The 17,631-nt window shown below is 68.9% G+C and carries 18 protein-coding genes; 13 read left to right on the top strand and 5 right to left on the bottom strand.

Annotation, left to right across the window (positions count from 1 at the left end):
• Positions 1-35: 35 nt before the first annotated feature.
• From JCM7685_RS18120 to JCM7685_RS18105, 4 genes are all read right to left on the bottom strand, one after another.
• Positions 36-1,421, bottom strand: coding sequence for an MFS transporter (locus JCM7685_RS18120; protein WP_074967944.1), 1,386 nt, complete (start codon positions 1,419-1,421; stop codon positions 36-38).
• A 280-nt stretch (positions 1,422-1,701) separates the two neighbouring features.
• Positions 1,702-2,508, bottom strand: a complete 807-nt coding sequence (locus JCM7685_RS18115; protein WP_074967941.1) for a sugar phosphate isomerase/epimerase family protein — start codon at positions 2,506-2,508, stop codon at positions 1,702-1,704.
• Positions 2,505-4,199, bottom strand: coding sequence for an FAD-dependent oxidoreductase (locus JCM7685_RS18110; protein ID WP_074967939.1), 1,695 nt, complete (start codon positions 4,197-4,199; stop codon positions 2,505-2,507). Before JCM7685_RS18110 ends, JCM7685_RS18115 begins: the two co-directional genes overlap by 4 nt.
• Positions 4,196-4,981, bottom strand: a complete 786-nt coding sequence (locus JCM7685_RS18105) for an IclR family transcriptional regulator (protein WP_074967937.1) — start codon at positions 4,979-4,981, stop codon at positions 4,196-4,198. The genes JCM7685_RS18110 and JCM7685_RS18105 overlap by 4 nt, the downstream gene beginning before the upstream one ends.
• Before the next feature lie 93 nt (positions 4,982-5,074).
• On the opposite strand from JCM7685_RS18105, the gene JCM7685_RS18100 reads away from it, so the two are divergent.
• Entirely contained in the window at positions 5,075-6,001 is a 927-nt protein-coding gene (locus tag JCM7685_RS18100; protein WP_074967936.1) for a LysR family transcriptional regulator, read from the top strand.
• A gap of 203 nt (positions 6,002-6,204) precedes the next feature.
• On the top strand, positions 6,205-8,082 hold the full coding sequence (locus JCM7685_RS18095; protein ID WP_074967934.1) for a bifunctional sugar phosphate isomerase/epimerase/4-hydroxyphenylpyruvate dioxygenase family protein: 1,878 nt from the start codon (positions 6,205-6,207) through the stop codon (positions 8,080-8,082).
• On the opposite strand, the gene JCM7685_RS18090 is transcribed toward JCM7685_RS18095, so the two are convergent.
• Positions 8,079-8,999 (bottom strand): LysR substrate-binding domain-containing protein, encoded by a 921-nt coding sequence (locus JCM7685_RS18090; RefSeq protein WP_074967932.1) that lies wholly within the window; start codon positions 8,997-8,999, stop codon positions 8,079-8,081. The genes JCM7685_RS18095 and JCM7685_RS18090 overlap by 4 nt on opposite strands.
• A gap of 77 nt (positions 9,000-9,076) precedes the next feature.
• On the opposite strand from JCM7685_RS18090, the gene pcaD reads away from it, so the two are divergent.
• The 11 genes from pcaD to JCM7685_RS18030 all read left to right on the top strand — a co-directional run bounded on the left by pcaD (position 9,077) and on the right by JCM7685_RS18030 (position 17,518).
• Positions 9,077-9,859, top strand: coding sequence for a 3-oxoadipate enol-lactonase (gene pcaD, locus JCM7685_RS18085; protein WP_074967930.1), 783 nt, complete (start codon positions 9,077-9,079; stop codon positions 9,857-9,859).
• Positions 9,856-10,245: a 4-carboxymuconolactone decarboxylase gene (pcaC, locus tag JCM7685_RS18080; RefSeq protein ID WP_074967928.1), complete on the top strand. Its 390-nt coding sequence runs from the start codon at positions 9,856-9,858 to the stop codon at positions 10,243-10,245. Before pcaD ends, pcaC begins: the two co-directional genes overlap by 4 nt.
• Positions 10,242-10,964: a protocatechuate 3,4-dioxygenase subunit beta gene (gene pcaH / locus JCM7685_RS18075; protein WP_074967926.1), complete on the top strand. Its 723-nt coding sequence runs from the start codon at positions 10,242-10,244 to the stop codon at positions 10,962-10,964. Before pcaC ends, pcaH begins: the two co-directional genes overlap by 4 nt.
• 1 nt (position 10,965) lies before the next feature.
• Positions 10,966-11,577: a protocatechuate 3,4-dioxygenase subunit alpha gene (gene pcaG, locus JCM7685_RS18070; protein ID WP_074967924.1), complete on the top strand. Its 612-nt coding sequence runs from the start codon at positions 10,966-10,968 to the stop codon at positions 11,575-11,577.
• Positions 11,578-11,580: 3 nt separating this feature from the next.
• The gene (locus JCM7685_RS18065; RefSeq protein WP_074967922.1) at positions 11,581-12,420 is read left to right on the top strand and encodes a BKACE family enzyme; all 840 of its coding nucleotides are present in this window, start codon (positions 11,581-11,583) and stop codon (positions 12,418-12,420) included.
• The gene (locus JCM7685_RS18060) at positions 12,417-13,145 is read left to right on the top strand and encodes a CoA transferase subunit A (RefSeq protein WP_074967920.1); all 729 of its coding nucleotides are present in this window, start codon (positions 12,417-12,419) and stop codon (positions 13,143-13,145) included. Before JCM7685_RS18065 ends, JCM7685_RS18060 begins: the two co-directional genes overlap by 4 nt.
• Positions 13,145-13,789 carry a 3-oxoacid CoA-transferase subunit B gene (locus JCM7685_RS18055; protein ID WP_074967918.1) on the top strand — a complete coding sequence of 215 codons (645 nt, stop codon included), beginning with the start codon at positions 13,145-13,147 and terminating at the stop codon, positions 13,787-13,789. Before JCM7685_RS18060 ends, JCM7685_RS18055 begins: the two co-directional genes overlap by 1 nt.
• Positions 13,790-13,912: 123 nt before the next feature.
• Entirely contained in the window at positions 13,913-15,253 is a 1,341-nt protein-coding gene (locus JCM7685_RS18050; protein ID WP_074967916.1) for a lyase family protein, read from the top strand.
• Positions 15,254-15,764: 511 nt separating this feature from the next.
• Entirely contained in the window at positions 15,765-16,136 is a 372-nt protein-coding gene (locus JCM7685_RS18040; protein WP_074967914.1) for a YbaY family lipoprotein, read from the top strand.
• 239 nt (positions 16,137-16,375) lie between these two features.
• Positions 16,376-16,678, top strand: a complete 303-nt coding sequence (locus JCM7685_RS18035) for an I78 family peptidase inhibitor (RefSeq protein WP_074967912.1) — start codon at positions 16,376-16,378, stop codon at positions 16,676-16,678.
• Between the two features lie 327 nt (positions 16,679-17,005).
• Positions 17,006-17,518: an RNA polymerase sigma factor gene (locus JCM7685_RS18030; RefSeq protein ID WP_211657843.1), complete on the top strand. Its 513-nt coding sequence runs from the start codon at positions 17,006-17,008 to the stop codon at positions 17,516-17,518.
• The last annotated feature ends 113 nt before the right edge of the window (positions 17,519-17,631 follow it).

Genomic DNA, 17,631 nt, shown 5'->3' with positions numbered 1-17,631 from the left:
AAGGGGCCCCGAAGATCCGGGGCCCGTGTTCTGGGTCAGCGTGCGGCCAGCGCCTGGGCGCGCAGGCGGGCGTATTCCGCCGGGGGCACCGGTTCGGCGGCGGGATCGCCCAGATCCTCGATGCGGATCCGGTAGGTCTCGCGGGCGGACCAGGCGGCCGCGGCGGCGATGCAGCAGATGGCGAAGGCGATCGAGCCCACGATCATCGGCACATTGTTCGACCCGGGCGGTGCGACGGTGGCGAACAGGGCCGGCAGCAGCGCGGTGATGGTGGTGCCGATGTTCTGCGAGATCGCCATCGAGGACACGCGGGTCCGGGTGCGGAACAGTTCGGGATAGAAGCTGGGGAAAACCGCGTTGTAGCCCTGATAGACCACGCCCCACATCAGCAGCGACATCAGGATCGCCAGCGGCACCGAATGGATCGAGATCGCATAGAGATAGCCGAAGGCCAGCAGGCCCGACCCCAGCGCCCCGACGATGATCGGCGGGCGGCGGCCGATGCGGTCCGACAGGTTGCCGACCATGGGGATGATGACGCATGCCAGGATGTTGCCCATCACCGGGATCCACAGATAGACGTCCTTGTGGAAGCCGATGCCATAGGCCGCCTGCACCGCATAGGCGGCACCGAAGACGGTGGCGACGACCGGGATCGTGTTCATCAGCGCCATGCAGATCACGCGGATCATGTCGGGCCAGCTGGTCTGGATCGCCTCGACCACCGGGGATTGCGGCTTGGTGTGGCTTGCCTCTTCCTTCTTGAAGGCCGGGGTCTCGTCGACCTCGCGGCGGATGATCCAGCCGGCGATGATGACCAGGAAGCTCAGAAGGAACGGAATCCGCCAGCCCCAGCTGTTGAAGGCGTCGTCGGGCATGAAATGCGCCAGCGGCAGGAAGACGGCGGCGGCCAGGATCTGGCCGGCCTGCACGCCCTGCAGCGTGAAGCTGGCGAAGAAGCCGCGGCGGCCGAAGGGGGCGTGCTCCAGCACCATCGAGCTTGCGCCCGAGATCTCGCCGGCGACGGCAAAGCCCTGCACCAGGCGCAGGATCACCAGCAGGATCGGAGCCAGGATGCCGACCTGCTGATAGGTCGGCAGAAGGCCGACGAGCAGGGTCGAGATGCCCATCAGGAACATGCACAGGATCAGCACGTTCTTGCGGCCGTGGGTGTCGCCCCAATGGCCCAGCACGAAGGCGCCGATGGGGCGGGCGACATAGCCGACGCCATAGGTCGCGAGCGAGGCGACGATGGCCACGCGCGGGTTTTCCGACGGAAAGAAGATCTGCGGGAAAACCAGCGAAGCGGCGGTCGCATAGATGAAGAAGTCGTAATATTCTAGCGCCGAGCCGATCCAGCCGCTGGCCGCGGCCTTGCTGGACTGGCTCCTGCCCGCCGCGGCGGGGGATGATGAGGTCATTGTTTCCTCCCTGGAACGTGCCGCGCCAGCTCCTCCGCGCGGCCTATGACAAAATGTCGCAAAAGCAGGAAATAACGTCAAAGACCGATTATCCTGATCTATTAACATCATGTTAATCAGCGGTGAACCGATGCTGCGCGGGCAAGGGCACGACCACCGGCAACACCTTGATTCCAGTAGCTCTCCGGCAGCCCTCTGGACAGGCAGGGGATGGCATCCATTTTTTCCCGTCAAGGGCATTCCGGCGGTGGCCAGGCGATTTCCGCGCGGCGCGATGCGTCTAGCGCTTCAGAAGCTCCCTCATGCGCCGCAAGCCATGGGCGGCGGTATGGGCGCAACCTTTTTCCCGGGCCAGCGCGGTCATCGGGATTTCCAGGGCGACCGGCACGTCAGCGGGCGCCTGCGCCAGGATCGCGGCGATGTCGATCTGGCCGTCGCCGGGCGCCAGCCGTTCCTCGCGCCCGGCGAAGAGCAGCTCTTCGGTCGTATAGGGCGGATGCACCGGCGCGTCGCAGAGATGCAGGAAAGGCAGGCGATGCGCGGGCAGGCCCGCCATCAGCGCCGGATCGCTGCCCGAGCGGTTCAGGTGCAGCGCATCGACCAGGATCCCCAGCCGGTCGTCGCCCGCCGCCTCGGTCACCGCGATGGCGGCGGCCAGATCGGGCACGTTGGTCCAGGGGAAGAATTCCAGCACCGGGCGGATGCCGTAAGGCGCGGACAGTGCGGCGAAAGCGGCCAGATTGGCGGCCAGCCGGTCCAGGTCGGGATCGTAGGGCGCGCAGATCGCGTAGCGCGCGCCCAGACGCTGCCCGGCCTCCAGGAAGGGGCGCAGGGCGGGCAGGTCGATCCCGGGGGTGAAGCGCAGGAATTCGATGTCCTGTACCCGCAGGCCGGTCTCCGCCAGGGCGGCCAGGGTTTCGGCCATCATGGCGGGATCGTCCATCAGCGGATAGCCGGGGCTGGTGTCGGTCACCCGCAGCAGGCGCAGGCCGACGGCGTCGTAGCCCAGTTCGGCGGCAAGGTGGATCATCCGCGGCGGCGGCAGGTCGATGGTGCTGAGATGGGCCAGCGAGATCGGGCGGGTCATGGCAGTTCCTTGTCGAGCGCGTCCGCGGCATGCAGCGCGGCGATATGGCCGAAGGTCAGGGCGGGGCCAAGGTTGATGCCCCCCGCCGGATAGTGCCCGCCCATGACGCTGGCCATGTCGGTCCCCGCCGCATAGAGCCCGGCGATCGGCCGGCCGGCCCGGTCCAGCACCCGCGCGGCGGCATCGGTGCGCAGCCCGGCGAAGGTGCCGAAGCTGCCGGGGCCGACCTGGACCGCGTAGAAGGGCGCGCGCAGGATGGGGGCGACGCAGGGGTTCGGCCGCTGTTCGGGGTCGCCCTGCAGGCGCATGTAGGCGGTGGTGCCGCGGCCGAAATCGGGGTCCCGTCCCTCGGCCGCATCGCGGTTCCAGCGCCGCAAGGTCTCGGCCAGCCCGTGCGGGTCTATGCCGCAGGCCGCGGCCAGCGCCTCGGGCGTGTCGCCGCGCCTGAGATAGCCCGAGGTAAGCCAGGGCCGGATCGGCACCGGCGCCGGCCGGACGATGCCCAGCCCGAAGCGGCGCAGGAAGCGGTGATCGCAGATCAGCCAGGCCTCGGGCGCCCGTCCCGGCGGGGTCGCGGCCAGCAGGGCGGAGACGAAATCGTGGTAGCCCAGCCCTTCGTTGCAGAAGCGCCGCCCGTCCGCCAGCACCGCGATCAGCCCCGGCTTCCCTCGGTCGATGATATGGGGAAAGGTGCCGTCGGTCCCGTCCGGCCATGTGACGCGCGAGACCGGGCACCAGGCGCCCGGGCTGGCGAGGTCCAGCGCCTGGACGCCGCCGGCTTCCTCGCCCATGCGCAGCCCGTCGCCGCGGGCCGAGGGCACGGCCAGCGTGCGATGATGCCCGGCCGCCGGGAAAAGCCGCCGGACCCGGTCGCGGTCATGGGAAAAGCCGCCCGTGGCCAGCACGACTCCGCGCCGGGCGTGGACCGCCATTTCGCCCCCGGGCGTCGCCAGCACCGCGCCGGCGACGCCGCCTTCGGCTTGCAGCAGGCGCAGCGCCGGGGTCTCGGCCATGATCCGCACCCCCGCCGCCTGGGCCGAGACCAGCAGCCGGGCGACCAGCGCCTGGCCGTTGCGCAGTTGCATGCCGCGTCGATGGCGCGCCAGGTCCCAGACGTGCCGGCCAAGCCGCCGCGTCACATGCAGCAGCGACCGGGCCGAGCGCGTCGCCGTCAGGAAGGCGCGCAGGTCCGGGCCGGCCTGGATGGTCATGCCCAGGAAGCTCGTCTCGCGCAGCGGCGGCCGCAGCAGGCCGATCAGCGGCCCCATCCGCCGCCCGTCGTAGGGCGCGGCGATCAGCGAGCGGCCGCCCGTGCCCGCGCCCGGCTGGTGGCCATAGGTGTCGGGAATGTGCAGGCCGGGCTGGAACTGCAACGCGGTCCGGCGGTCGAAGAAGGCGGCCATGCGGGGGGCATAGGTCAGAAAGGCCTCGACCAGTGCCGGGTCGAAGTTCGGTCCCAGCACCGCGCGCAGATAGCGGCGCGGCGCGTCCGGGTCCTCGTCGATGCCGGCGGCGCGGGCCAGATGCGTGCGCGGGGCAAAGATCCAGCCGCCGGACCAGGCGGTGGTGCCGCCCAGGACCGGCTCCTTCTCGGCCAGCACCACATCCAGGCCGTGATGCGCCGCCGTGACCGCCGCCGAAAGCCCGGCCGCGCCCGAGCCGATCACCAGCAGGTCGCAATCCATCCTCATGCCTGGCCCCTGAGCCAAGCCGAGCCCGCCGCCAGTTCGGCCAGCCGCCCGGCCGCTGCGGCAAGGGCAGGGGCCAGCGCCCGCATCCGCGCCGGCGTCAGCCGCGCCGAGGGGCCGGCGATGGACAGCGCCCCCGCCGCGCCGCTTTCCGTCACCACCGGCACCGCCACCGCGGCCATTCCGGCCAGGAAGCTGTCGCAGGCCGTCGCATGGCCCTGGGCGCGGCTGTCGCGCAGGATCCGGGCCAGATCCTCGATCCGCAGGGCGCTGCCCGGGGTCGCGCCGTCCGGCGGCGCCAATCCCTGGGCGGCGGCGCGGGCCAGGGCCACCTCTTCGGGCAGGGCCGAGAGCCAGGCCCGCCCGCTGGCGCTGTGGGCGAGGTTGACGGTCTCGCCCTGTTCGCTGGCGGGATCGTAGCGCAGGCCGTTCACCGCCCCCTGCGCGACCGCGATCCAGGTCAGCCTGTCCCCTTCGGCGACCGAAAGCCGCACCAGCTCCCCCGATTGCGCTGCAAGCGAGTCCAGCACCGGCTGCGCGATGTCGCAAAGGCCCGCGCGGCCCATCCACGCCGCCCCCATCGCCGCCAGCCGCAGCGTCAGCGCGTAATCGCCTTGCGCCCGACTTTGGCGGACATAGCCCAGCGACTGCAATTCGCCCAGCATCCGATGCGCGGCGCTGGCCGGCATGTCCAGCGCCGCCGCCACGCCACCGACCGGCAAGCCGCCGGGCGCGCGGCTGAGCAGTTCGAGGATGCGGAGCGTCCGCTCCATCACGCTGGCCATGCATCACCTTTCTGAAATATGATTCCAATTTTGAATCTTGTTCCAGATAATTCCCCCCTAGGCAAGGGGCCCCTCTCTGCTAGCATCGCGCGCATGAAGGAACTGACGCTGAGACAGGTCGAGGTGGTGCGCGCGGTGATGATCGCGGGCACGATCCAGGGCGCGGCGAATTTGCTGAACGTCTCGGCCCCGGGCATCAGCCGCCTGGTCAAGCATACCGAGGATGCCCTGGGGGTGCGCCTGTTCGAGCGCAAGGCCGGCGTCTTCGTTCCGGCCGTCGAGGCGAGCGCCATCTTCGAGATGCTGAACCAGCTGCACCGCCAGATGGCGAACCTGCACGATGCGGTGTCGTCCCTGCAGAAAGGCGAGGATTTCACGCTGGCCTTCGCCTCGGCCCCCTCGATCGCGCAATTCATCGCCGCGCGGGTGATCCGCAGCCTGCGCACCCGCTTTCCCGACATCCGCATCGATCTGAACATCCTCAAGATCGAGGAAACCCTGGACTACCTGCTACTCGAGCGCGGCGAGGTGGTGATCATGAGTTCGCCCATCGACAATCCCGCGGTCGAGAACGTGCCGCTGGTCGAGGGCCGGATCGTCGCCATCCTGCCCGAGGGGCATGAGCTGGCGGCGCAGGACAGCGTTTCCGTCCATGACCTGATGCGGTTCCCCTTCATCGGCGTCGATCCGGGCGACCCCTACGGCGCCCTGTTGGCGCAGCCCTTCGTCGAGGCGGGACTGGAGCCGCGCCACGCCATGCGCGGGCGCTTTGCGCAGACCATGGTCAGCCTGGTGCGGCACGGGCTAGGGGTGGCGATCATCGACGAATTCTCGGTGGCCGAGGTCTATATGCCCGGCCTGATCCGCCGCCCCCTGCGCGAAAAGGCCGGGCTGACCGCCTATTCCGTGCAGAAGCGCGGCCGGCAGCTGTCCAGCTTCGCCGAATTCACCGTATCGCGCTTTCGGCTGGAAATGGGCCGGGCGCGGGCCCGCGAACGATGGGATGAAGCGACAAATTAACTTCAGGTTAATAATGCGGCTGAAATTGTATTTGCTGTTACACCGCTTTTGCCCGACGATCCCTGTCAGGACCCCGAAAGGCCGGGCCGGGCGAACACGCCGCGGCCGATGCCGCGGGGCGGGGTTGGATCCACGGGCGTCGTCAAGAGTGCCCCTGGACGGGCGGCGCCGGGCGCCGATCTTGCAGCAGGGCGGGACATGACATGAAGACTTCCATCGCTACCGTTTCGCTTTCGGGCAGCCTGCCGGTCAAGCTGGCCGCCATCGCCGGTGCGGGCTTCGACGGGATCGAGATCTTCGAGCAGGATTTCCTCGCCTCGGACTTCACCCCGGCCGAGGTCGGCCGCATGGTGCGCGACCACGGTCTGACGATCACGCTTTTCCAGCCCTTCCGCGATTTCGAGGGCCTGCCCGAGCCGCATCGCAGCCGCGCCTTCGCCCGCGCCGCGCGCAAGTTCGAGCTGATGGACCAGCTCGGCACCGATCTGATGCTGGTCTGCTCGTCCCTGCATCCGGCGGCGGTCGGCGGCATCGACCGCATGGCCCAGGATTTCCGCGACCTCGGCGATCTGGCGCGCCAATACGGCGTCCGCGTCGGCTACGAGGCGCTGTGCTGGGGCCGCTACGTCAACGACCACCGCGACGCCTGGGAGGTGGTGCGCCGCGCCGATCATCCCAACGTCGGGCTGATCCTCGACAGTTTCCACACGCTGGGGCGGGGCATCGATCCGGATTCGATCCGCTCGATCCCCGGCGACCGCATCTTCTTCGTCCAGCTGGCCGATGCGCCTGCCATCGACATGGACCTGCTCTATTGGTCGCGCCATTTCCGCAACATGCCGGGCGAGGGCGACCTGGACGTGACCGGCTTCATGCGGGCGGTGGCGGCGACCGGCTACGACGGGCCGCTGTCGCTGGAGATCTTCAACGACCAGTTCCGTTCCGGCCTGCCGCGCCTGGTGGCGCAGGACGGGCATCGCAGCCTGATCGGGCTGATGGACCGTGTGCGCCGGACCGAGCCGGCGCTGCCGGTCGATCTGGCGGCCTTTCCGCCCCCGCAGCAGGTCGAGCGGGTCGAGTTCGTGGAATTTGCCACCAGCCCCACCGAGGCCCCGGCGCTGGAATCGCTTCTGGCCGCGACCGGGTTCCGGCCCGTGGGGCGGCACGTCTCCAAGCCCGTGACGCTGTGGCGGCAGGGGGCGACGAACCTGCTGGTCAATACCGACAGCCAGGGCTTCGCCAGCACCGCCTATTCCGCCCATGGCACCACCGTGTCCGAGATCGCGGTGATGGTGCCCGATGCCCGCGCGGCCTTCCAGCGCGCGGTGGCGCTGCTGGCGCAGCCGCACGAACAGGAAACCGGCGTGGGCGAACTGGCGATTCCCGCGATCCGGGGGGTGGGCGGCAGCGTGCTGCGCTTTCTCGATTCCGCCTCCGACCTGGGCAATATCTGGAGCGTGGACTTCCGCAGCGATCCCGCCCCCGCCGGGGCGGGGATCACCGGCATCGACCACATCGGCCAGACCATGGCCTATGACGAGATGCTGAGCTGGTCGCTGTTCTACACCTCGATCCTTCAGGCCGAGAAGTCGCCGGTCGTCGATGTCATCGACCCCGACGGGCTGGTGCGCAGCCAGGCGGTGCAGTCGGGCGGGTTGCGCGTGACCCTGAACGGCGCCGAGGCGCGGCAGACGATGGCCGGGCGCTTCATCGAGGACAGCTTCGGCTCGTCGGTCCAGCATATCGCCTTCGCCAGCGACGACCTTTTCGCCACGGCCGCGCATCTGCGGGCAGGGGGCTTTCCGACACTGCGGATCGGGCAGAACTATTACGACGACGTGGCCGCCCGCTTCGGGTTGGAGCCGGCGCTGGTGGACCGCATGCGCGAGGCCAACATCATGTATGACGAGGACGCCGGCGGCCAGTTCTTCCAGCTTTTCGGCCTGCCGCGCGAAGAGGGCTTCTTCTTCGAGATCGTGCAGCGGCAGGGCAATTACCGCGGCTATGGCGCCCCGAACGCCCCCTTCCGGATCGCGGCGCAGAAACGGGCCGCGCGGCCGGCCGGGATGCCGAGGCGCTAGGCCATATGGGCGGCTTCCTCTTGCGCAAGCCGCCGGATCAGGTCGAGGCCGGTTTTCTCCGGTCCCGCCTGGCCCCCGGATTGCCGCCATGTCAGCCCGACCGCGCCCGACAGGAAGGCGGCTCCGGTCGGCCATTCGATCAGCGTGCCCCGCTGCAGCTCGTCCGCCACCACGCCGCGCGAAATGAACCACAGCGCGTCCGAACCGGCCAGGATGCCGCGCCCCACCGCCAGGGCGACGGTCTCGAAGGCCGGCTGCGGGGTGGCGCGGTTCAGCACCAGCAGGTATTCGTCCACCGCCCGGCGGATGATCGCATCGCCCGGCGGCAGGATCAGCGGGCAGGCGGCCAGCGCCTGCGCGACGGGCTGCCCCGCCAGCGGATGGCCGGCCCGCGACACCAGCGCGATGGGGTCTTCGTAGAGATGCTCGAACCGCAGCCCGGCCATGTCCCGCGCCGCCGGCATCCGCCCGATCATCAGGTCGATGGCGCCGTCGCGCAGCAGGCGCACCAGATGGGAATGCGGCCCGGTCTCGACCGCCAGCGTGACCTGCGGCGCGATCTGGCGAAAGCGCAGCGCGATGACCGGGAACAGCCGCGTCGCCGCCGTCGGCAGGATGCCGACGCGGATGCGCCCGCCCGGCCCTTCGGGGTGCAGGACGGCGGCGGCGGTTTCCAGCGCCTGCACCGCGGCGGCGGCATGGTGGCGGAACAGCGCCCCCTGTTCGGTCAGGATCAGGCGGCGCTTCTCGCGTCGGAACAGCGGGGCGGCCAGCAGGTCCTCGAGCTCGGCCAGCGAGCGACTGAGCGCGGGCTGCGTCACCCCCTGCGCGCGGGCGACGGCCGAAAGGTTGCCTTCGGCCGCGATGGCCAGGAAGACGCGGATATGCCGCAGCTTGATCGCCGGATGCATAATCATGCAGGCATCAACTTTCGTGTGTTTTGCATTATCTGCCCGGTTTCGCTTTTGCTAGATTATGAGCAGGAGGAAATTCCATGCAAGTCCTGACCCGTCCCTATGGTGCGCTGCACTACCGGATCGACGGCCCCGAAGGCGCGCCGATCGTGCTTTTCGCCAATTCGCTCGGCACCGACCTGCGGCTTTGGGACGCGCTGATCCCGCTGTTGCCGTCCGGGCTGCGCTACCTGCGTTACGACAAGCAGGGCCACGGGCTGTCCGATCTGGGCGCGGGCGACCGGATCGAGGATCATGCCGCCGACGCCATCGCGCTGATCGAGACGGTGGCGGGCGGCCCGGTGATCTTCGTCGGCCTTTCCATCGGCGGGCTGATCGCGCAAGCGGTCGCCAGCCGGCGGCCCGACCTTCTGCGCGCGCTGGTCCTGTCGAACACCGCGGCCAGGCTGGGCACGGCGGAAAGCTGGCAGCAGCGCATCGACGCGATCCGGGCCGGCGGGCTGGCCTCCATCGCCGCCGGCATTATGGATCGCTGGTTCGGCCCGGCCTTCCGCGCCACGCCGGAACTGGCGCTGTGGCGCAACATGCTGGCCCGCAGTCCGGCCGAGGGCTATGTCGCGGCCTGCACCGCCCTGTCGCAAGCCGACCAGACGCAGGCGACCGCCGCGCTGCGCCTGCCCGCGCTGGTGATCGCGGGCGACAGCGACGGCGCCTCGCCCGCCGACGTGGTGCGCGCGACCGCCGCGCTGATCCCCGGCGCCGACTTCCGCATCATTCCCGGCGCCGGCCATCTGCCCTGCATCGAGCAGCCCGCCGCCTATGCGGCGATCCTGACGCCCTTCCTGGAAAGGCACAGCCAATGACCGAACTTTCCGACAAGGGCATGGCGATCCGCACCCGCGTCCTGGGCGCGGCCCATGTCACCCGCGCCGAGGCGCAGAAGACACCCTTCGACCAGCCCTTCCAGGCGCTGATCACCGATGCGGCCTGGGGCCATGTCTGGGCGCGCGACACCATCAGCCTGCGCGAACGCTCGATGATGACCATCGCGCTGCTGGCGGGCCTGGGCAACGATGCCGAGCTGATGCTGCATCTGCGCTCGATCCCCAACACCGGCGCCAGCCGCGACGACGTGATGGAGGCGCTTCTGCATGTCGCCATCTACGCGGGCGTGCCCCGCGCCAATCACGCCATCAAGATCGCGAAGGACATCTTCGCCGAACAGGACCAGAAGGAGGAGCAAGCATGAGGCAAGCGGAGTTCTATCAACGCGACCGCGAATGGCAGCCGCCGGCGCTGACGCCCGACTACAAGACCTCGGTGGCGCGTTCGCCGCGGCTGGCGATGCTGTCGCTGCAAGGCTCGATGTCGGAAATCACCGGCCCGACCTTCGGTCATCGCGACATCGACGACATCGACAACGACCTGATCCGCAACTATGCCAAGGACGGCGACCCGGTGGGGGAACGCATCATCGTCCACGGCCGCGTGCTGGACGAGAACGCGCGGCCGGTGCCGAACACGCTGGTCGAGATCTGGCAGGCCAACGCGGGCGGGCGCTACCGCCACAAGAAGGACAGCTACCTTGCCCCCATCGACCCGAATTTCGGCGGTTGCGGCCGCACGCTGACGGATGCGAACGGCTATTACCATTTCCGCACCATCAAGCCGGGCGCCTATCCCTGGCGCAACTGGGTCAACAACTGGCGGCCGGCGCATATCCACGTCTCGGTCTTCGGCACCGCCTTCACGCAGCGCCTGATCACCCAGCTGTATTTCGAGGGCGACCCGCTGATCCCGCTTTGTCCCATCGTCAAGGCCATTCCCGATCCGCGCGCCGTCCAGCAGCTGATCGCGCCCCTGGACATGAACGCCGCCGTGCCGCTGGATTGCCTGGCCTATAAGTTCGACATCGTGCTGCGCGGCCGCCGCTCAACCCTGTTCGAAAACCGCCTGGAGGGGAACTGACATGCCGCAGGAATTGCATTACCTCAAGGAAACGCCCTCGCAGACGGCAGGACCCTATGTCCATATCGGGCTGGCCCCGGGCGCCGCGGGCTTCGACATCTACCGCCAGGAGCTGGGCCACGACATCGTCGGCCCCGAGACGCCCGGCCAGCGCATCCGCGTCGAGGGCATGGTGACCGACGGCACCGGCGCGCCGGTCAAGGACGTGCTGATCGAGGTCTGGCAGGCGGACGGGCAGGGCATCTATCCCCATCCCGAGGATCCGCGTCATGCCGAGGTCGCCAGGGACTTTCGCGGCTGGGCCCGCGTGGTGCCTGATTTCGAGGCCGGCGTCTTCAGCTTCGAGACGATCAAGCCCGGCCCCGTGCAGGGCCGCAACACCCGGATGATGGCGCCGCATCTCAGCCTGTGGCTGGTGGCGCGGGGCATCAACATCGGCCTGCAGACCCGGATGTATTTCGAGGACGAGGACAATGCCGCCGATCCGGTGCTGAACCTGATCGAGCAAGCCCCCCGTCGCCAGACGCTGATCGCCCGCCACCTGGGCGAGGGCCGCTATCGTTTCGACATCCGCCTGCAAGGCGAAGGTGAAACCGTTTTTCTGGATGTATGAGCCATGACCAAACCCTGCATCATCTGCGTCGCCATCACCGGCTCGCTTCCGACCAAGGACAACAACCCGGCGGTGCCGATCACCGTGGCCGAACAGATCGAGTCGACGCATGAGGCCTTCGAGGCCGGCGCGACCATCGCCCATTGCCACGTCCGCGACGACGCGGGCAAGCCGACCTCGGACCCCGAGCGTTTCGCCGCGCTGAAACAGGGGCTTGAAAAGCACTGCCCGGGCATGATCGTCCAGCTTTCGACCGGCGGCCGTTCCGGTGCGGGCCGCGAACGCGGCGGCATGCTGCGGCTGTCGCCCGACATGGCCTCGCTGGCGGTGGGGTCGAACAACTTCCCGACGCGCGTCTATGAGAACGCCCCCGACCTGGTCGATTTCCTGGCCGCCGAGATGATCGCCCATGACGTCAAGCCGGAAATCGAGGCCTTCGACCTGTCGCACATCCTGCAAGCCGCCGCGATGCACAAGGACGGGCGCATCAAGGACACGCCCTATGTCCAGTTCGTCATGGGGGTCAAGAACGCGATGCCCGTGGATCGCGACGTCTTCGACTATTACATCCACACGGTGAAGCGGCTCTTCGGCGAGGATGCGCCCTGGTGCGCGGCCGGGATCGGCTCGAACCAGATCGTGTTGAACGAATGGGCGATTTCCTCGGGCGGGCATGCGCGCACGGGGCTCGAGGACAATGTGCGTCTGGACCGCGAGCGGCTGGCGCCCTCGAACGCGGCGCTGGTGCGGCGGGCGGTCGAACTTTGCGAGAAATACGAGCGTCCCGTCGCGTCCTGGCAGCAGGCCCGGAACATCCTGGGACTGAGGGAGGTCGCGGCATGAGTAAGGTCTACGCGAGCGCCGGGTCTGCGCTTGAGGGTGTTTTGCGGGACGGGATGCTGATCGCGGCCGGGGGTTTCGGGCTTTGCGGCATCCCGGAACTGCTGATCGAGGCGATCCTGAAGGCGGGGACCAGGGATCTGACCGTGGCCTCGAACAATTGCGGCGTCGACGGGTTCGGGCTGGGCAAGCTGCTGGATTCGCGCCAGATCCGCAAGATGATCTCCTCCTACGTCGGCGAGAACGCCGAGTTCATGCGCCAGTATCTCTCGGGCGAGCTGGAGCTGGAGTTCAACCCGCAGGGCACCCTGGCCGAGCGGATGCGCGCCGGCGGCGCCGGCATCCCGGGCTTCTACACGAAAACCGGCGTCGGCACGGTCATCGCCGAGGGCAAGGACCACAAGGACTTCGACGGCGAGACCTATATTCTGGAGCGCGGCATCGTCGCGGACCTCGCCATCGTCAAGGGCTGGAAGGCGGACGAGAGCGGCAACGTGATCTTCCGCAAGACCGCGCGCAACTTCAACGTGCCGGCGGCGAAATGCGGCCGCATCTGCGTCTGCGAGGTCGAGGAGATCGTGCCGACCGGCTCGCTCGACCCCGATGCGATCCACCTGCCGGGGATCTATGTCCATCGCCTGATCCAGGGCGCGCATGAAAAGCGCATCGAGCAGCGCACGACGCGTTCGCGCGTCTCCGACACGACCCGCAAGAAGGAGACCGTCTGATGGCCGCCGAAACCAAGGGCTGGGACCGCAACCGGATGGCGGCGCGGGCCGCGCAGGAGCTGCAGGACGGCTGGTACGTGAACCTCGGGATCGGCATCCCGACGCTGGTCGCGAACTACATCCCCGAGGGGGTGCATGTGACGCTGCAATCGGAAAACGGCATGCTGGGCATCGGGCCGTTTCCGTTCGAGGGCGAAGAGGACCCGGACCTGATCAACGCCGGCAAGCAGACGGTGACCGAGCTGCCGCAGACCGCCTATTTCGACAGTTCGGAAAGCTTCGCCATGATCCGCGGCGGCAAGATCGCGATGGCGATCCTGGGCGCGATGGAGGTGGCCGAGAACGGCGACCTGGCGAACTGGATGATCCCGGGCAAGCTGGTCAAGGGCATGGGCGGCGCGATGGACCTGGTGGCCGGGGTCGGTCGCGTGGTGGTGGTGATGGACCACAGCTCGAAGCACGGCGAGTCGAAGGTGCTGAAGGCCTGCACGCTGCCGCTGACCGGGCAGAAGGTGGTGAACCGCATCATAACCAACCTGGGCGTGCTGGACGTGGTCCCGGGAGGGCTGCGGATCGTCGAGCTGGCCGAGGGCGTCAGCGAGGATGCGATGCGCGCCGCGACCGAAGCGACCATCGTCGGGTGACGCCTGCGAAGGGAGGGGGCTTTCCGCCCCCTCTTGCGGCTGCGCCGCAATTCACCCCCGAGGATATTTGGGACACAAAAGAATGGGCCTGAAGGACAAAGGCCAGATAGAGGAGAGCCGATCATGCCCGCAGCCCCCGCCGACAGCGTGCTGTTCTCTGGCCTTCTGGGCGATGCCGAAACCGCGCGGTTCTTTACGGACGAGGCGTCGCTTGCCGCGATGATCCGCGTCGAGGCCGCCCTGGCGCAGGTGCAGGGGCGGCTTGGCACCATCCCCGCCGCCTCGGCCGAGGCCATTGCGGCGGCCTGCGCGGAGATGCGGCTTTCGCCCGCCGATCTTGCTGCGGCGACGGCGGAAAACGGCGTTCCCGTGCCGGGGCTGGTCTCCGCCATGCGCAAGGCGATGGGCCAACCGAACCATGCGCAATACCTGCATTGGGGCGCGACCAGCCAGGACGTGATGGATACTGCGCTGGCCCTGCGCCTGCGCGAGGTCCTGGATCTGTGGGAAACCCGCCTGCGCGGGCTGATCGCCTGCCTCGGCGTCATGGCCCAGGCGGAGGCCGCGCAGCCGATGGCGGCACGGACCTATGGCCAGCTGGCGACTCCGACCAGTTTCGGCGCGGTCGTCGCCGGTTGGGGCTGGCCGCTGCTGGATCACCTTCGCGATCTGGGGAGGCTGCGCCGGGCGGTGCTCTGCGTCTCGCTTTCCGGTGCGGCGGGGACGCTTTCGGCGATGGGGCCGCAGGGCGCGCAGATCCGTGCCGGGCTGGCCGAGGCGCTGGCCCTGCATGATCGCGGGCACAGCTGGCACAGCGACCGCGCCGGCACCGGGGCGCTGGCGGGCTGGATCGCGGGCCTGGCCGCGTCGCTGGGCAAGATGGGCGAGGATCTGCTGCTGCTGACCCAGTCCGGGCTGGCCCTGGTGGTGATTTCGGGGGGCGGGGCATCCTCGACCATGCCGCAGAAGCAGAACCCGGTCGCGCCCTCGGCGCTGGTGGCGCTGGCCCGTCATGCCATCGGGCTGTCGGCCGTCCTGACCGGTGCGGGGCTGCATCGCCAGCAGCGCGACGGCGCCGCCTGGTTCACCGAATGGCTGACCCTGCCGCAGATCTGCATCGACGCCGGGCGGATTCTGCAACTGGCCGCGGATGCGACGGCGCGGCTGACACCGCTGCCCGAGGCCATGCGCGCCGATCTGGAGGCCGACGGCGGCGTCATCCATGCCGAGGCGCTGACCTTCGCCCTGACCGAGGCGGCGGGCCTGCCCCGTCCCGAGGCGGCCGCACAGGTCAAGGACCTTTGCGCCCGCGCCAAGGCCGCCCGCAGGCCGCTGCTGGCCGAAGTCGCCGAGGCCTTTCCCGGCCACGACTGGACCGCGCTGGTCGCTGCGCGCACCCTGGGCGAGGCTCCGGCCGAGGCGCGCGCCTTCGCCCGCGCGGCAGGCGTCCTGAAGGAAGGTTGACCGCTGGCCTCCGGGATCGCCGCCGGGTTGGAAATCCGCGGCGGCCAAGCTGCTCGATGATGGCTTGGTGCTGACGGATGCGGCGGCGCCGTTCCAGGTCAGCTGGGCAGCGATCTCGAACATCTGGCGGTGCTGGCGGGCGCCGCGCCAATCCGGCAGGAATGAAGCGGCCGCATCATCCTGGTGCCAGCACATGCCAGACGGCTGCGCTACACGTCGGTCTGGATGCGGGACTTCGGCCCCGTTCGCGCCGGTTGACCGCGACGATTTCGAGCGCTTCCCTCGCGACGCCCCGGCGCATCTGCGGAATCGCGACGTCGCTGCGAGAGTGGGCGTGGCCTGGGTGTCCGGGCCGGGGCAGGGCTCCGCCGCTGCCGCATGCGCGACGGGCCGAACAGTTTCGGGACAGGGTGCGCGGTATCGGCTCCGAAGGCCCGCCGGCCCCGAGATGAGGCCTGCGCCAGGATGGGCGGAGCGACGGCGAACCGTCATCACCGGCTTTTCACAAGCCATGCAGAAGCGATCCCGGCATGATATTCCGAACCTTGACGGGCGCGACCGGCGCAGCATTGCTTCTGGCTCTTGCCGCCTGCGAGTCGCCGCAATCGAAATCCGGCCGCAAGGGCAGGTTCCGGTGCCCTTTGCGCTGTCCTATGATCCGCAGCGGATCGAGGACAGGCACAGCTATGCCCTGCAGGCGCGGATCTCGTCCCATGACGGGCTGCTTTTCATCACCACGACCATGAACCCCATATCGACGGGCGGGGCGGACAATGCCGATCTGGTGCTGGAACGCGTCGGCGGCCGAAGCGGCGGGCGCCGGCCCCCGGCCGAAGGCAGGACAACAGCGCACCCCGAACGAGACGGACGCGCAGCCGCTTGAAGCCATCGGGCCCGGTCCAGGGGGCGATCCCTGGCCTCTCGCATGCTGCTGCCATGACGGGCCGATCCCTCGGCAAGCGGACAGCTACGGTTTTCCTCTCGGCTGCGACGTAGCGGCACTTGGCATCGCCCGGCAACCGGGCCCATGGTCCATGTGCTTGTCCGCAACTATATTTCCGTCTTGGCTTGGCGCTGCCCAGGTGGCGTCGCCATATCCATGACAAGAAAGGATCGGCCGACATGAAACCGAACTTCATCGCCATCGCCGCACTGTCTCTGGCCGCGATCACCCTTGCCGCCTGCAAAGAAAGCACGCAAGCGGCCGATGCGAATGCCGCGCCGGGCGTCTGTCGCGCCGAGGCCGCCGAGGCCCTGACCGGCAAGGCTCGCTTGACCGACGAACAGGCGATGCAGGCCACCGGCGCCAGCATCGTGCGCCAGATCAGCCCCGGCCAGGGCGTGACGATGGACTATCGCCAAGAGCGGGTGACGGTGGAAACCGACCCGGCCTCGGGCAAGATCCTGCGCGCCTTCTGCGGCTAGCAGAGGCCGACACGGGCAGGGTGCGGTTCGCCGGCCGGCCCACGGACGCACGCCAGCCGGGGGACGCGCGACCGCACCTCCGCGATCGACATGTCTCGGCACCGGACAAGCCCCAAACCTCCCCGCAGGGGCCTTGTCCGAACTCCGCTCGGCTTCCGCTGCCGCCATGCGGCGTGTCCGCGATGCCCTGCAAGCACCATAGAGACGGCCCGCAGCAAGCGCCGCGCCCTGGCGGGAAGGCATTGCGCTGTCAATTCCATGCGTTTAAGTCAGGAATAGATAAGCCCGCCTGCCGGGCAAAGGTCGGGCAGAGAAAGGCGGCCGCGCATGATGGGGAACGGGGATGCACGGCAGGGCGCTTATCTGACCCATCGCGCCGCGCTGATCGATTATGCCACGCCGATCCTCGGCTCGCGCGAGGCGGCCGAGGATGTCGTGCAGGATGCCTTCATGCGGTTTGCGCCCGCCCGGTTTCGCGGCGCCGGACCCGAGCAGATGCGGGCCTATCTCTACAGCATCGTGCGCCATCTATCCTTCGATGTCTTGAAGCGGCGCAAGGTCGAACAGCGCCACGGCGGCCAGGCGGCCCCGTTCTGGACGCTGCCGGCGCCGTCGCCCACGCCCGAGGAAAACCTGCTGATCTGCGACCAGATCCGCATCGTGAACCAGGTGCTGGCCGAGTTCCCGCAGGAGGTCCGCATCGCGGTCGAGATGCATCGCTTCGGCGGCTTCACCCTGGAAGAGGTCGCCGCCCATCTGGATATCTCGCTGGCGACGGCGCATCGGCATGTGCGCAAGGTGATGGTCGCGCTGGCCCTGCGCCTCGACCGCCGCGATTGAAGCCATGCCCGAAATCACCCGCGGACGGTGAAAAAATTTCTTCCGCCGATCGTCTGATATAGTGAAGAGCCAGCGTAGCCAGCAAAACGTGCAGCGAGACGATATGACAGGAT

Source organism: Paracoccus aminovorans (assembly GCF_900005615.1).
Classification (GTDB): Bacteria; Pseudomonadota; Alphaproteobacteria; order Rhodobacterales; family Rhodobacteraceae; genus Paracoccus; species Paracoccus aminovorans.
Note: the sequence above shows the minus strand (reverse complement) of the source record. Positions and strands in the feature narration are given on the sequence as shown.

Excerpts from the sequence above, each read along its gene's own strand:
- JCM7685_RS18100 (WP_074967936.1), top strand. The coding sequence starts at position 5,075 with ATGAAGGAACTGACGCTGAGACAGGTCGAGGTGGTGCGCGCGGTGATG.
- JCM7685_RS18035 (WP_074967912.1), top strand. The coding sequence starts at position 16,376 with ATGAAACCGAACTTCATCGCCATCGCCGCACTGTCTCTGGCCGCGATC.
- JCM7685_RS18115 (WP_074967941.1), bottom strand. The coding sequence starts at position 2,508 with ATGACCCGCCCGATCTCGCTGGCCCATCTCAGCACCATCGACCTGCCG.
- pcaC (WP_074967928.1), top strand. The coding sequence starts at position 9,856 with ATGACCGAACTTTCCGACAAGGGCATGGCGATCCGCACCCGCGTCCTG.
- JCM7685_RS18090 (WP_074967932.1), bottom strand. The coding sequence starts at position 8,999 with ATGATTATGCATCCGGCGATCAAGCTGCGGCATATCCGCGTCTTCCTG.
- JCM7685_RS18060 (WP_074967920.1), top strand. The coding sequence starts at position 12,417 with ATGAGTAAGGTCTACGCGAGCGCCGGGTCTGCGCTTGAGGGTGTTTTG.
- JCM7685_RS18110 (WP_074967939.1), bottom strand. The coding sequence starts at position 4,199 with ATGAGGATGGATTGCGACCTGCTGGTGATCGGCTCGGGCGCGGCCGGG.
- JCM7685_RS18055 (WP_074967918.1), top strand. The coding sequence starts at position 13,145 with ATGGCCGCCGAAACCAAGGGCTGGGACCGCAACCGGATGGCGGCGCGG.
- JCM7685_RS18095 (WP_074967934.1), top strand. The coding sequence starts at position 6,205 with ATGAAGACTTCCATCGCTACCGTTTCGCTTTCGGGCAGCCTGCCGGTC.
- pcaG (WP_074967924.1), top strand. The coding sequence starts at position 10,966 with ATGCCGCAGGAATTGCATTACCTCAAGGAAACGCCCTCGCAGACGGCA.
- pcaD (WP_074967930.1), top strand. The coding sequence starts at position 9,077 with ATGCAAGTCCTGACCCGTCCCTATGGTGCGCTGCACTACCGGATCGAC.
- JCM7685_RS18065 (WP_074967922.1), top strand. The coding sequence starts at position 11,581 with ATGACCAAACCCTGCATCATCTGCGTCGCCATCACCGGCTCGCTTCCG.
- JCM7685_RS18105 (WP_074967937.1), bottom strand. The coding sequence starts at position 4,981 with ATGGCCAGCGTGATGGAGCGGACGCTCCGCATCCTCGAACTGCTCAGC.
- JCM7685_RS18030 (WP_211657843.1), top strand. The coding sequence starts at position 17,006 with ATGATGGGGAACGGGGATGCACGGCAGGGCGCTTATCTGACCCATCGC.
- JCM7685_RS18050 (WP_074967916.1), top strand. The coding sequence starts at position 13,913 with ATGCCCGCAGCCCCCGCCGACAGCGTGCTGTTCTCTGGCCTTCTGGGC.
- JCM7685_RS18120 (WP_074967944.1), bottom strand. The coding sequence starts at position 1,421 with ATGACCTCATCATCCCCCGCCGCGGCGGGCAGGAGCCAGTCCAGCAAG.
- pcaH (WP_074967926.1), top strand. The coding sequence starts at position 10,242 with ATGAGGCAAGCGGAGTTCTATCAACGCGACCGCGAATGGCAGCCGCCG.
- JCM7685_RS18040 (WP_074967914.1), top strand. The coding sequence starts at position 15,765 with ATGCAGAAGCGATCCCGGCATGATATTCCGAACCTTGACGGGCGCGAC.